The organism is Candidatus Uabimicrobium amorphum (assembly GCF_009002475.1).
GTDB lineage: Bacteria > Planctomycetota > Uabimicrobiia > Uabimicrobiales > Uabimicrobiaceae > Uabimicrobium > Uabimicrobium amorphum.
In genome coordinates this window covers 8,776,097-8,788,512 of record NZ_AP019860.1, presented here as the reverse complement: position 1 = coordinate 8,788,512, position 12,416 = coordinate 8,776,097, and the positions used below count along the sequence as shown (strand labels likewise).

General features: G+C 40.0%; 14 protein-coding genes. 7 read left to right on the top strand and 7 right to left on the bottom strand.

Annotated features, from left to right (window positions below; translation table 11 throughout):
- Window positions 1-7: 7 nt before the first annotated feature.
- Window positions 8-1,360 (bottom strand): glutathione-disulfide reductase, encoded by a 1,353-nt coding sequence (gene gorA, locus UABAM_RS30880; protein ID WP_151971841.1) that lies wholly within the window; start codon window positions 1,358-1,360, stop codon window positions 8-10.
- A 305-nt stretch (window positions 1,361-1,665) separates the two neighbouring features.
- Between gorA and UABAM_RS30875 the strand changes: the two genes are divergently transcribed.
- From UABAM_RS30875 to UABAM_RS30865, 3 genes are read left to right on the top strand one after another with little or no spacing between them, the layout of a single operon-like run.
- Window positions 1,666-2,547 carry a metal-dependent hydrolase gene (locus UABAM_RS30875; protein ID WP_173013671.1) on the top strand — a complete coding sequence of 294 codons (882 nt, stop codon included), beginning with the start codon at window positions 1,666-1,668 and terminating at the stop codon, window positions 2,545-2,547.
- On the top strand, window positions 2,522-2,899 hold the full coding sequence (locus UABAM_RS30870) for a hypothetical protein (protein ID WP_151971839.1): 378 nt from the start codon (window positions 2,522-2,524) through the stop codon (window positions 2,897-2,899). The genes UABAM_RS30875 and UABAM_RS30870 overlap by 26 nt, the downstream gene beginning before the upstream one ends.
- A 12-nt stretch (window positions 2,900-2,911) precedes the next feature.
- Complete coding sequence (locus UABAM_RS30865; RefSeq protein WP_151971838.1) at window positions 2,912-3,322, top strand: secondary thiamine-phosphate synthase enzyme YjbQ; 411 nt, start codon at window positions 2,912-2,914, stop codon at window positions 3,320-3,322.
- Window positions 3,323-3,398: 76 nt separating this feature from the next.
- On the opposite strand, the gene UABAM_RS30860 is transcribed toward UABAM_RS30865, so the two are convergent.
- Both UABAM_RS30860 and UABAM_RS30855 read right to left on the bottom strand, forming a co-directional pair.
- Window positions 3,399-4,877, bottom strand: a complete 1,479-nt coding sequence (locus UABAM_RS30860) for an NHL repeat-containing protein (RefSeq protein ID WP_151971837.1) — start codon at window positions 4,875-4,877, stop codon at window positions 3,399-3,401.
- A 118-nt stretch (window positions 4,878-4,995) separates the two neighbouring features.
- Window positions 4,996-5,511: a PepSY domain-containing protein gene (locus UABAM_RS30855; protein WP_151971836.1), complete on the bottom strand. Its 516-nt coding sequence runs from the start codon at window positions 5,509-5,511 to the stop codon at window positions 4,996-4,998.
- A gap of 89 nt (window positions 5,512-5,600) precedes the next feature.
- Here UABAM_RS30855 and paaZ point away from each other — a divergent pair, with 89 nt between their 5' ends.
- The 4 genes from paaZ (at window position 5,601) to arfB (ending at window position 9,463) form a co-directional block, all read left to right on the top strand.
- The gene (gene paaZ, locus UABAM_RS30850) at window positions 5,601-7,643 is read left to right on the top strand and encodes a phenylacetic acid degradation bifunctional protein PaaZ (RefSeq protein WP_151971835.1); all 2,043 of its coding nucleotides are present in this window, start codon (window positions 5,601-5,603) and stop codon (window positions 7,641-7,643) included.
- A 9-nt stretch (window positions 7,644-7,652) separates the two neighbouring features.
- Complete coding sequence (locus UABAM_RS30845) at window positions 7,653-8,405, top strand: enoyl-CoA hydratase/isomerase family protein (RefSeq protein WP_151971834.1); 753 nt, start codon at window positions 7,653-7,655, stop codon at window positions 8,403-8,405.
- A gap of 13 nt (window positions 8,406-8,418) precedes the next feature.
- Window positions 8,419-8,811, top strand: coding sequence for a hypothetical protein (locus tag UABAM_RS30840; RefSeq protein WP_151971833.1), 393 nt, complete (start codon window positions 8,419-8,421; stop codon window positions 8,809-8,811).
- 223 nt (window positions 8,812-9,034) lie between these two features.
- Complete coding sequence (gene arfB / locus UABAM_RS30835) at window positions 9,035-9,463, top strand: alternative ribosome rescue aminoacyl-tRNA hydrolase ArfB (RefSeq protein WP_151971832.1); 429 nt, start codon at window positions 9,035-9,037, stop codon at window positions 9,461-9,463.
- A 78-nt stretch (window positions 9,464-9,541) separates the two neighbouring features.
- Here the strand turns inward: arfB and UABAM_RS30830 are convergent, their stop codons facing one another.
- The 4 genes from UABAM_RS30830 to UABAM_RS30815 all read right to left on the bottom strand — a co-directional run bounded on the left by UABAM_RS30830 (window position 9,542) and on the right by UABAM_RS30815 (window position 12,346).
- A complete protein-coding gene (locus tag UABAM_RS30830) occupies window positions 9,542-9,997 on the bottom strand; it encodes a DUF1499 domain-containing protein (RefSeq protein WP_151971831.1) in 456 nt (151 codons plus the stop codon).
- Between the two features lie 173 nt (window positions 9,998-10,170).
- Entirely contained in the window at window positions 10,171-10,770 is a 600-nt protein-coding gene (locus tag UABAM_RS30825; RefSeq protein WP_151971830.1) for a hypothetical protein, read from the bottom strand.
- Window positions 10,751-11,191, bottom strand: coding sequence for a deoxynucleoside kinase (locus UABAM_RS30820; RefSeq protein ID WP_151971829.1), 441 nt, complete (start codon window positions 11,189-11,191; stop codon window positions 10,751-10,753). The genes UABAM_RS30825 and UABAM_RS30820 overlap by 20 nt, the downstream gene beginning before the upstream one ends.
- A gap of 99 nt (window positions 11,192-11,290) precedes the next feature.
- Window positions 11,291-12,346, bottom strand: a complete 1,056-nt coding sequence (locus UABAM_RS30815) for a reverse transcriptase N-terminal domain-containing protein (protein WP_173013669.1) — start codon at window positions 12,344-12,346, stop codon at window positions 11,291-11,293.
- Between the last annotated feature and the right edge of the window lie 70 nt (window positions 12,347-12,416).

The following is a 12,416-nucleotide window of genomic DNA, read 5'->3' as shown; positions in this document are numbered from 1 at the left end:
CCTTTTTTTATTTCATTGTTACGAATTCTTCCGCTGCAGAAGGATGCAATGCCACCACATCGTCGAGATCTTCTTTGGTCAAGCCATGACGTACCGCAATACCAAAGCCTTGAATAATTTCGGCACTGTCTGGACCAATTAGATGCATGCCCAGTACCTTTTCGGTATCTTTGATAACAATCATTTTCATGACCATTTTCACTTCTTTTTTGGTAATACTGTGAATCATAGGTGTAAAGCGCGAACGATACACTTTGATATTTTCTTCTCCATGTTCCTGTACCGCTTCTTCTTCACTTAGACCACAAGTACCTATTTCAAGAGGGGAAAATATTGCTGTGGGTACAGAACTGTAATTCATTAACTTCGTTTTTTCGGCAAATAGACGATCCGCAAGTAATCGACCACATTTTATCGCCACGGGGGTGAGCTCTAGTTTCCCCACAACATCACCGATCGCATATACAGCAGGGTCATGTGTCGTATCGTCGTCGTTAGCGATAATTTCACGTTTTTCTCCTTGCTCCACCTTGGTGTTTTGTAGTTGTAACTGGTCGACATTGGGGTTGCGTCCAACAGCAAGAAGTACACAGTCTACTGCGTGTTCCTCACTTTGTCCATTTGTGTCGATCGTTGCTTTTAGAGTACTTTCTGTCTTTTCGACCTTCGTTACATTTGAGGAGAATAGAATTTTAAGGCCCTCTTTTTGTAAATATTCTTCTAAATGCTGGATGATTTCGCGATCGAATTTCTTTAACAATTTGTCACCACGCACAACTAATGTGACTTCAGAGCCAAGTGCATGTAATATACCTGCTAATTCCACAGCGATGTAACCAGCGCCGACGACAACGGCTTTTTTGGGACATTCTTGCAATTCGAAAAAGCCATCGCTGTTAATGGTGTGCTCTACACCAGGAATATTTAGTGTGTTTGGTGTGCCCCCTGTGGCAATCAGAACATATTTCCCTGAGATTTGTTTCCCATCCACTTCAATCGTGTGTGAGTCGACAAATTTTGCCCATCCATTTATCAAAGTAATGTTCGAATTGGTCAAATTTCTTTCGTATATACCGTTTAGGCGCACAATATCCGCGTCGCGTTTTTGGGTAAAAGACTTCCAATCAAACCCTCCGTACTTTACATCCCATCCAAAACGATGTGCATATTCTAATGATTCGCCAAGAAGTGCTGCGATGTGCATCATTTTTTTGGGAACACATCCGACATTAACACATGTTCCTCCCAAACGATGGCCTTCAACAAGAGCAACTTTAGCTCCATAACTTGCAGCTCTTCTCGCAGAGGCAATTCCGCCACTTCCACCACCAATCACGACATAATCATAGTCAAAAGACATGTAATTCTCCTTTGCAGAGTATTCAGAGTTGTATTTTTTTCTTTTGTCGCTTGTTATTCAGTTTTCTTACAAGATAAATATTATAACGCTAAAACTCACATAGTTGAGGCATTATTTCAAATATTTTTTGCCTGTGTATGGCTTTTTGACGTTTATCTTTCCATATTTGTAGTGGAATATTTGTCTACGATTAGAGCATTGGATATTCAAAAATGAATCATCATTTTCAAACACATTCTATTGTTATATAATAGAAGTTCAAGTCGTAGTTACCAATAATTTGTTTGATGTTGTATGGAGAAAACATGGATATTGTCACCCACGCAATGCTCGGCTCTATCATTGGCTTACCATTTGTATATACAAGTCCAGTGATCGCTTCAGGTTTTATTATTGGTTCCACGCTTCCGGATATCGATGCTTTTTCACGTGTGTTTGGCAAATATAATTTTCTGAAGTTTCACCAAACCTATACCCATAGTGTCCCTCTTATTGCGGTAACGGCATGTGTGGTATCTGTTATTTTGTCTGTGGCATTCCCACTGTTGACTTTTCTTCCTATCGGCATTGCTCTAGGAATGATATTTCATGCTCTTTTAGATTTGACCAACACATATGGAATAAAGATCTTGGTACCTTTTTCTCAGAAACGCATTGCTTACGAATGGATGTTTTTTATCGACGCACCAACAATTGCTTTGTGCGCAGTTTACATTACCTTTATCTTTACTAAGTTGCCTGATGAAATTGCTCGTAGCACTTCGTATACATTTTGTGCTATTTTCTTGGTGATGTGTATTTTACGCGCTTATGGACGCAAAATGGCGCAAAAGTATGCACCGGCAAATACTTTGTCCTTAATTCCCAGTGCCTTCATCCCGTGGATTTATTTTGGTAGTTTACAGGACGAAAAAGAGGTCACGACTTTTAAGTTATCTTTACTCTCAAAGAAAGTGTATGATAAAAAGTGTATAAAGATATACGATTGCGATTTTCCACAAATTGTGGCCCATCGCGATTTCCAAGTGATGCACTCGTTGTCACCCCTGTATCACGTTGTTGAGGTGGTGGATAACATGATAATCTGTCGTGACTTGCGTACACGAAATTTTAACACAAATTTTGGTCGCTTAGACGTCGTTGTTGATCAGGAGAAAAACATTGTTAAAACTACCCTTAACGTCTAGTAAAAAACCAGGGTTTCGTTTATCGATTGTCGATGTTGTTTTTATATTATTTTCTGGAGTGGCCACCTATATTGTTTATCCATATTTACTTTCTTTTACATGGATTATTCCACTGGTTGTTGGCCATTTTTTTCTATTCTGCAATGTGTTCCGTGTACGTCGCAATTTGGAACTACTTTGGGCGGCGGTTTTTTGTGGTAACATCATTGTGCATTTTTACACGCACTTTTCATGGACGACGGTACTCATGGTTCAGATTCCCGCAACGGTGCTTGTCATTACTTTACAGATTATCTCTCCCAACTATCGTGGTATTTTCTACAAATGGAAGAACGGTTACACCATAAAATAGATAGGAATTTATATGGCTCATGTGGAAAAATTAACCATTCATACTTCGGGAAAAAAAACATACGAAATTACAGATAAAGTACAAAATATTGTTGCGCGTAGTGGCATAAATACTGGTGTCGCCACTGTGTTTATTCAACACACAAGTGCTAGCCTAATTATATACGAAAATGCCGATCCTACAGCACGTGTTGACTTGGAGAATTTTTTCGATAAACTGGTTCCCGAAAACCTACCCTACTTCACACATACTTACGAAGGCGCCGACGATATGCCGAGTCATATTCGCATGGTATTAACGCGAACGTCTGAAACCATACCAATTGTTGATGGCCGTTTATGTTTGGGAACATGGCAAGGCATTTTTGTTTTTGAACATCGTCGTTGTGAACATTCGCGTAGTATTGTGGTTTGTGTGATGTGAATTACATGTGTACATAAAAATAGCGACATTGCTTTGTTCGCCATGTCGCTATTTTTTTGAGATTGGTTAGGTTATTTTAGTTACTAACTTTGACAACAACTAAATCATCGTCTTGACCCGCAATTCCTGTTGTTCCTATCGCGAGTATATCGTTGTCATCTAAATCCTGAGTGATTGCGAAGAATTCATCCGCACTTCCTGCGCCACCAATATCTTGTGAAATGAAGAAACCACCTGCTCCAAAACCAGCTTGTAAGGCACCGTCGTCATCTAGTAAGGCGATAAAGCCGCGGTTTGTTCCTGCGTCATCAGAAAAACCAACAACAAAAAGATCGTTGTTATCGATAAAAATTGCATTACCAACATTTGTTGCACTACCCACAACAACTTCAAAATTAGCTGAGCCGTTGTTGGCTCCGAAGTTATTTACCAAGTCGCCGTCTCCGTCATCGAATTTGGCAACAAGGACAGTGGTAATTCCCGCATTTGTGGTAAATCCACATACCACAGGGTCATTGCCATCGAAGTTAATCGCTTGAAAACTATCGGCGGCTCCTAGAGTAAAAGTAACAGCGCCGTTGCCGTTATTTGCTCCGTCGAAACCTGCGTCGAGGACTCCTCCGTTATCCATTTTGGCGATAAGCGCATTGGTGCCCTGAGTTCCACAAACAAATATATCTCCCGCAGCGTTCACTCCGATGTTTTGTGGAACGGAGTTTAGTATGGCTGTACTACCAGTGTTGTTGTTAAATGTGACGTCGACATTGACCGTTCCCGCAGTAAAACGCGCCACGACAATATCATCCTGGTTGCCGTCGTTGTCGGCATCATCGTCGAAAGCGACAACAGCGTTACCGCCTGCGTCAAGAGCGATTCCCGCTACGGCATCACTATCAATGGTGTTTTCTACTAACTCCTGCGGATTGGCACCGTTTTGATCTACATTAAAAATAGCGAAATTGACGTCGTTAGTATTGACATCTTCCACGCTACCAAAAACGGTGACAGATTGATTGCCATTGATTTGCACAAGTTCTACTGCGATTGTGTTTCCACCGGCGTTTTCAAATATAACCGCGGCACCATTATTAAAAGTTTGATCAAGGTCGCCATCATCTTCTAAACGAATAACAACAAGATTGATACTGTTGTTGTCCTCTGACGTTCCCGCAACGACGATTTTATCGTTGACATTATCAAAAGCAATTGCAAATCCTTCGTCATCGAACTGGTTGCGTAAGTTGTTGATGCGTTTTTGTAGTATAGGGTTAAATCCTGTTTGTTGCATCTCATCGATGAGTTTATTGCGCTTTTGGTCTTTTATTTGTTGAAATTCTTGTAGGGTTCTTCCTTCTGCAAAGCGGTCGTTGATGGGAGCGTTTTGACTATCGAAGATAAAAATACCATCATTGTCAAAACTAGTGTCCAGTTCACCATCATCACCATTATTGCCATTGTTACCATTGTTTCCACCACCGCCACCATTGGAGGCACTACAACTAATAACAAGTGCTAAACATGTAAGGTAAGTAATTAAAAGAATATGACGTTTCATAACTTACTCCATATATATATTCTGAATCTATTACATTTTGTATCTCTTTATTATACAAAGTTTTTCGACAAATTGATTTATTATTTTCAATCTTTTGGAAAGAAGCTTTATTACATTGTTATTTTTTCTGTCGGCGTTTTTTCGCTCTGCGCCATATAGGTAAAAAGAATAAATATATCCCGGTGATCCATAAAATCAAAAGAACAATCGCACTTGGCAAAAATAACCATAGTTTCGCGTGATCGTGAAAAAAAGATCCGTCGTGTATACTTTCTATCATGTCAGAGCGACGATAGGCAATTTGTCGTATTTCTCCCGTTTGTGTATCGATTTGGATTTCCCATTTGTTTTTTCCACGTACTTTTACGATTCCTTTGTTTGGACGTACGTCTAGACGATCAATGTCTTTCCAACTATTTATGCCCTTATCTGCTTTGGTCGCGGCTTGTAATATTTGCGCGAACGAAAGTTGTGGTTGCTTTGCAACTCCTTTTATCGTTTTGGGTTGCACCCATACCCACTGTTTTTTTACTTGTAGCATGATACCGGTGACAATGACAATGACAATAGGGATTGCGGCAAGAATTGCTCCCCAGTAATGTATTTTACGTAAGGTGTAGTTTATGTTTTTCATGTCATGGCTCTTAAAATTTTATAGACGGATAGTGGATAAAATAGCATAATAATAAAATTATATTTAAAAGGCAGTGTAAAGGAAAAAATATGAGATTAGATAGTTACGCTGAAGGAAAGTGGCATCGTAGTCAAGGAAACGCTAAAGACCTATTCAACGCGGTTACTGGTGAAAAAATAGCAGAAATTTCTAGCGACGGATTAGATTTTGGCGCGATGGCTAACTATGCGCGAAACACGGGTGGAAAGCATTTGCGCAACATGACTTTTCATGAACGCGGAAGAATGCTAAAGAGCATGGCGTTATACTTGATGGAACGCAAGGACGAGCTCTATGGATTATCTTATGCGACAGGGGCAACACGCACTGATTCGTGGATCGATATTGAAGGTGGAATTTCTACTTTTTTTACCTATGCGAGTAAAGGTCGTCGTGAACTTCCTGATGAAAAATTTTATGTAGACGGTGACATGGAAGTTGTTTCTAAAGGGGGAACTTTTGTCGGTCATCATATTTGTGTGCCGATGGAAGGGCTTGCGCTGCATATAAATGCCTTTAACTTTCCATGCTGGGGTATGTTGGAAAAACTCGCGGCAAACTTTTTGGCTGGTATGCCTGCAATTGTGAAACCAGCAAGTCTAACCGCCTATTTAACAGAACGCATGGTAAAAGTTATGATCGACTCGAAAATACTTCCAGAAGGTGCATTGCAGCTAATATGCGGTAGCACGGGAGATCTTTTTGATCATCTGATGGAACAAGATGTGGTCACATTTACTGGTTCGGCCTCCACAGGGCAGATGTTAAAATCACATCCAAAAATTATGGAGAATTCCATTCGTTTTAACATGGAAGCCGATTCTTTGAACTGCTGTATTTTAGGACCAGATGTCACTCCTGATCATGCAGAATTTCGCCTGTTTATCAAAGAAGTTACACGAGAAATGACCGTGAAAGCAGGGCAAAAATGTACGGCGATTCGTCGGGTAATTGTTCCTGAAAGTCAAACAGACGCCGTGATCTCCGCTTTAAAGGAATCCTTAGCCAAAATTACCATTGGTGACCCACAAGTAGAGGGTGTTAAGATGGGGCCACTGGCGGGAGCTGCTCAGGTAGAGGAAGTGGCTGAACGCGTCGCAACTTTACAAAAAGATTGTGAACTGGTGTACGGAGGTGGTGAGTTTGAGGTAAAAGGAGCTGACCGCGATAAGGGATCTTTTTTCCCTCCGACTTTACTGCATTGCAAAGATGGTTTTGCGCAGACAACAGTACACGACGTGGAGGCTTTTGGTCCTGTTAGTACAGTCATTCCTTACAAAACGAGTGATGATGCCGTTCAATTAGCGCGCCTCGGAAAAGGAAGTCTTGTTGGATCGTTGTTTACCGCTGACGACAATGTTGCCAAAGATATCGTTTTTGGCGTCGCACCGTATCACGGAAGACTTGTGATTATTAATGATGAGTGTGCGAAAGAGTCCACAGGCCATGGCTCTCCGTTGCCGCACCTTGTACACGGTGGTCCAGGGCGCGCTGGTGGTGGTGAGGAAATGGGCGGAATTCGCGGTGTGATGCACTATATGCAACGCACAGCAATACAAGGTTCTCCTTCTACGCTCAGTAAAATATGCAATGAATGGCTACGTGGTGCAAAGCGCACTTCTGATCGCATTCATCCGTTTCAGAAATATTTTGGCGAGTTGGAAATTGGCGAATCTTTTACCACTCATCGTCGTACCATTACCGAAGCCGATGTGGTAAACTTTGCGGGAATTAGTGGTGACTATTTTTATGCGCATATGGACGATATTGCCGCAAAGGATTCTTTTTTTGAAAAACGTGTGGCTCATGGTTACTTCGTTCTTTCCGCAGCAGCAGGTTTATTTGTTCATCCTGCCCCAGGTCCCGTTTTGGCAAATTATGGCTTGGAAAATTTGCGTTTTATAGAACCAGTATATCCTGGGGACACAATATATGTTAAACTGACGTGTAAACAAAAAACCGAAAAAGAAAAAAGAGAAGATCAAAAACTGCAAGGCGTTGTTCATTGGGATGTAGAAGTTTTTAATCAAGAAGAAGTAATGGTTGCTGTCTATACTATTTTGACCTTGGTAGAACGGCGCGAAGAAAGTTAGGAGACACCTATGAGCGGTAAAGTAGATGTAAAAATTGCAGATCACGTCGCACGTGTTCAGTTTTTTCATCCTAAAAAAAATTCACTTCCCGGTGAATTACTGCGCAATATTGCCGCAGCGATTGACGAAGTTGCCAAAAATGACGATGTGCATGTCGTGGTACTTGAAAGCGATGGTGAGGGACCTTTTTGTGCCGGAGCTTCGTTTGATGAATTAGTTGCTATTCAAGATTTCGATACGGGAAAACATTTCTTTATGGGTTTTGCCTTGGTTATTTTGGCGATGAAAAATTGCCCAAAACTTACCATTGTACGCGTTCAAGGCAAAGCTGTTGGTGGCGGTGTGGGAGTGATTGCCGCAGCCGATTACGCTATGGCCACAACTGGTGCGTCCATCAAGCTGAGCGAGCTCGCCATTGGTATTGGCCCATTTGTCGTTGGTCCTGGTGTGGAAAGAAAAGTGGGTACAAGTGCATTTAGCGAGATGTCAATAGATGCTGATTGGCGCGACGCTGCGTGGGCGAAGCAAAAGGGACTATATGTGGACACATATGAAGATATTTCTCAGTTAGACAAAGCAGTCGATGATTTTGCAAAGAGTCTTGCACAAAAAAGCCCTGAAGCAATGCGCGAGTTGAAAAAAGTACTATGGCAAGGAACGGAAAACTGGAACGAACTATTAGAACAACGCGCTGAAATAAGCGGTAAACTAGTATTATCTGACTTTACAAAAAATGCTATCGCGGCATTTAAGAAAAAATAGAGGAGGTTTTGTTATGAAACGATCACTACTACTTTGTGTATTCTTAGCGTTTACCATTGGTTGTAATGCTCACTTTGTCTCTGATCGCAAACCGAATAATATTCCTTGGGGAGGTGGGGCATTCGCTTCGGCAAATCACCAAGTACTTGATTTAGGTTTTATGAGATTACAAGGAAAGGGAGTACAAAATTACGAACGCGGTATGAGCTTCCAGTTTCCTTCCATAGGTATCTACGGAGGTAATGACCATTTTTCTCTTGGACTTTTAATCGGTTTTACTCTATATTATCGTAAAGAAGGCTATCTCTATTCTGAAAAGCCACAGCTAAAACCTGAAGAGCAAAAACCGCAAGATGTAAAAGCTCTAGTGAAAAAAGATGAAGCTACACCAAAACAAAAGCAGTGATATGTCATTCCCACGAAAGTGGGAATCTAGCATTTTTATATTGGATTTATGCGCTGGATCCCCGTTTTTACGGGGATGACAATTATATTTTTATCAAATAGGTTTGCCATTAACTAAAAAATATCAAACCTTTATGGGTAAATATACGTATTATGGTTCGATAACGACCAATTTTATTTTGACTCTTAGGAGGAAGTAAACAAACTTTAGAAAGGAAAAGCAAATGTCTGAAAAAGATATTGTTGTGAATAGTCGTTTGACAATTCCCTGGAAAGAAATTGAAATATCCCACTCGCGTTGTGGTGGACCTGGGGGACAAAATGTCAATAAACTCAACACCAAAGTTCAGCTAAAATGGTTGATGAGTACCAACCTTGAACTTGATGAAGACATACGAACGCGTATTTTGGAGAAGTGTGCTTCTTATGTCACAAAATCAGGAGATGTGCAAGTTTGTGGAACGCAGTACCGCAGTCAAAAGCGAAATTTGGAATACTGTATTGAGCACTTGCGCGAAATTTTGTTGAAGGCCTTTATTGTGAAAAAGGCAAGGAAGAAAAAGAAGATGCCTCGCGCGGTAAAGGAAAGAATCTTGCGCAATAAAAAGATGAAATCTCAGAAGAAAAAAATGCGTCAAAAAGTGACAGACTAGGAGAATACAGAATGTTTTTTCTATATGATAAAAAGAGAAGACGAAAAGGGCGACCGCCTTTTTCGTCTTCTCTTTTTTTTATTGTGCTTGAAATTTTTCACGTATACTTTCTACTCTTTTACGATTTACTCCCAAATCAGAATGCCCCACGCGCGATGCTGACCTCACATGAATGACTTTTTTGTCATCATCGATCAAAAATTCGCAATCATCGACAAAACGGAAAAAGAACGTCGTAGCTTCTGCATGCAAATACTTCTCTTCCTCTTTCACTACTTTGGTCCGTGGAAGACTCGCCAAAACATCTTTTAATTTTTTTTTCGCAACTAAATAGTCTCCCTTGTATTTCAAAGGATCTATTTTTTTGTCTGCTTGCTCGCTCTGGCTGGATACGCAATTGGGACTATTTGGACATGGGTGTAGTTTTCCATCTACTAAACCGATGTTTTTAGGCGAAGACATACAACTCACTCCTACAATTGCTATATAAGCAAGCATCAGCACTAGTAATACCCATGTAAATCTTTTCTTCATAAAAACTCCTTGTTAAAATAAAATTCCTGCTTTGTTACAAAGCAGGAATTTTATGAGTTATCCATTTATAGATGTAGAAAGAACTTGTGCATTTGTGATTCGTCATACAAGTCTCAACATAATGGACGAAGAGGAAGTTTGACGAAAAACGCATAGTTGTTTAGCTAACCGTGCTAGACGCTAGTTTGTTGCATACTTTCTACTGAAATTATTTGTACTCTACAATTCCGACAAATAGGTAAATATTGAGCTTTTTCATCGAAACGGTTTTGGCTTTGAGTAATTTTTTCGGTAAACTGTGCTGGTTTTCCACAACGATGACATCGTGACTGTAGTATGTTAACCTTATCTGCGATACATGTAAAATAACCTGTCGTTTGGAAAGGAACGTCTTTCCAATCCAAATTTAAACCGGCTAAATAAACGTGTTTTCCCTCTATAATTTCATTAAATATTTCTGTTTCTGTTTCTTTGTCATCTTCACAGTGATAAAAAGCAAATTGGATTTCATCTATTAGTAGGTGTTTTGTGTAACATTTTATTTGACTGAACGAGTTAATTAAAGCGCCTTCGATTTCTACGCCGCCGTGAGTTTGCCATGTAGATAGCTTTGGACTTTCCACTTTTTCTAGAGTAAAGCGATAATAGGATGGACCATCTTCTGCAAACTTTGCATTGTCCATCAGCTCTGCCATTTTGTTGCGCAACGAGGTACTTTTACCGCTGAACATTGGTCCTATATACATTTCAATACTAGCAGCGTATTTCTTCATATTCCAATAGTCCTTCTATCTTTATATCCTCGACGTCTGAGCCATCTTCCCAACGATAACGTTGTACATTGGTCTTACCTTCTAACTCAGATATAATTTTTTCGTATGCTTCTGACAAACGTTCAAGGTAATCTCTTGTAATACCCTTTTCACAGTCGCGACCTCGTTTTTGGATACGGTTTATTGCTGTATCCACAGAAACATCAAGGTATATGACTTGTTGTGGTACAAGTAGTTGTCGTTCCATACATTCGCGGTGTTGCATGTAGGAACCAAAACCAAGTTCGTCTATATGACCATAGCCATATAGCACATCAGCAAAAGCACGGTCACCGTAAATACTACGATCGAAAACAGTAGTAACTCCAGTGCTCCATTCTTCCTGAACTGCATCTATGTGCATTTTGAAACGATGAGCCATTAAAAAATAATCGGGTAGGTCAGATTTTTCTTTCCCCCCTCAGAACCGTGCGTGCGGCTTTCACCATACACGGCTCAAGCAGATTAAACGCTAAATATCTCAGATACGAAAATCAGTGTGTTTTAGCATGACAATGGATTCTTCAGCAAAACGCCACCCTTCGCCAAAGTACTTGGCGAATACCCACGCCTTACTTTTCATAGGATGTCTTGCCGTTGCCCATTTTTGCTGTTTTTTTAGTTGATAGGCTTGTAGATTTTTAAAGGTTTTATTGCTGCGTTGATAGCGAAAGTAATGACACCATTTTTTTATGGTATCGTTCATTTTCGCAATGACAACACTCGCTTCTTTTCCACGTGCCCATTTCCACAATTTTCGCAAATGATTTTTATGCTTTCGAATTTCAAATTCGCTAGGTTCAACAATCGTCTTGTCGTTGCGCTTGCGAATGGCAAATCCCGAGAATTCAATACCATTTTCCAATGCAGAATACTGTTGCGATTTCACAAAAAGACCACACTCTTCTAAAAGCGGGTACAAAGTTTTGCAGGCAATCTTTAGTTGACTCTCTTTATTCGCGAGTACAAGTATTTTTTCTTGATAACATATAAACTTAATGGCACTGTGTGTGTGGTTATTTAGTTGGTTATGAATTGTGTACGCAAAAGTCTTTAGCATTTTTTGACTACTTTGTTGTTCTAGTAATCGACAAAGGTCTTTTTTGTACGGAAAATGCGAAAAAAAGTTTACGATGTATTTTTTCAAAGAATACTTGCAAGCATCCAGTTCAAAAACAATCGCATGATTTTTGCCTTGAGACTGGATATTTTCTAAAGATTTGTGCAGAGGCACACTATTGATGGATGATGTATGCATCATCTCTGATAATAGATGCTTTTTTTGTTGTAGCAACAGTTGTTTGGTTTTTTTACAAAGGTATTGTTGTGTATGAAAATTACGGGTTTTTTTTACCAATGCAAGTACAAAGTTACTCTGGCTACGCATGAGTAGCTTTTGTAAATTTTTCTTTTGACGGTGGTTGCCCGATTGCGCGGCTCGAAAAATTCTACTTTGCAAATTTTTTACTATCTTGCGATATTTTTTTAAGATAGCTCTGTGATTTAAGTTTGTGCTATTCTTTTTTGTAGTGCACATCGAACTCTCCTCAAGATTACAATTCGCCCAAAATAGATTTTCAAGTAATCTACCGTTTATGGAAGTCAGC

Bases quoted from the DNA above. Each gene is read 5' to 3' on its own strand.
- UABAM_RS30840 (WP_151971833.1), top strand. From the start codon at position 8,419: ATGAAACGATCACTACTACTTTGTGTATTCTTAGCGTTTACCATTGGT.
- UABAM_RS30845 (WP_151971834.1), top strand. From the start codon at position 7,653: ATGAGCGGTAAAGTAGATGTAAAAATTGCAGATCACGTCGCACGTGTT.
- paaZ (WP_151971835.1), top strand. From the start codon at position 5,601: ATGAGATTAGATAGTTACGCTGAAGGAAAGTGGCATCGTAGTCAAGGA.
- arfB (WP_151971832.1), top strand. From the start codon at position 9,035: ATGTCTGAAAAAGATATTGTTGTGAATAGTCGTTTGACAATTCCCTGG.
- UABAM_RS30830 (WP_151971831.1), bottom strand. From the start codon at position 9,997: ATGAAGAAAAGATTTACATGGGTATTACTAGTGCTGATGCTTGCTTAT.
- UABAM_RS30860 (WP_151971837.1), bottom strand. From the start codon at position 4,877: ATGAAACGTCATATTCTTTTAATTACTTACCTTACATGTTTAGCACTT.
- UABAM_RS30865 (WP_151971838.1), top strand. From the start codon at position 2,912: ATGGCTCATGTGGAAAAATTAACCATTCATACTTCGGGAAAAAAAACA.
- UABAM_RS30815 (WP_173013669.1), bottom strand. From the start codon at position 12,346: ATGTGCACTACAAAAAAGAATAGCACAAACTTAAATCACAGAGCTATC.
- UABAM_RS30825 (WP_151971830.1), bottom strand. From the start codon at position 10,770: ATGAAGAAATACGCTGCTAGTATTGAAATGTATATAGGACCAATGTTC.
- UABAM_RS30855 (WP_151971836.1), bottom strand. From the start codon at position 5,511: ATGAAAAACATAAACTACACCTTACGTAAAATACATTACTGGGGAGCA.
- gorA (WP_151971841.1), bottom strand. From the start codon at position 1,360: ATGTCTTTTGACTATGATTATGTCGTGATTGGTGGTGGAAGTGGCGGA.
- UABAM_RS30820 (WP_151971829.1), bottom strand. From the start codon at position 11,191: ATGGCTCATCGTTTCAAAATGCACATAGATGCAGTTCAGGAAGAATGG.
- UABAM_RS30875 (WP_173013671.1), top strand. From the start codon at position 1,666: ATGGATATTGTCACCCACGCAATGCTCGGCTCTATCATTGGCTTACCA.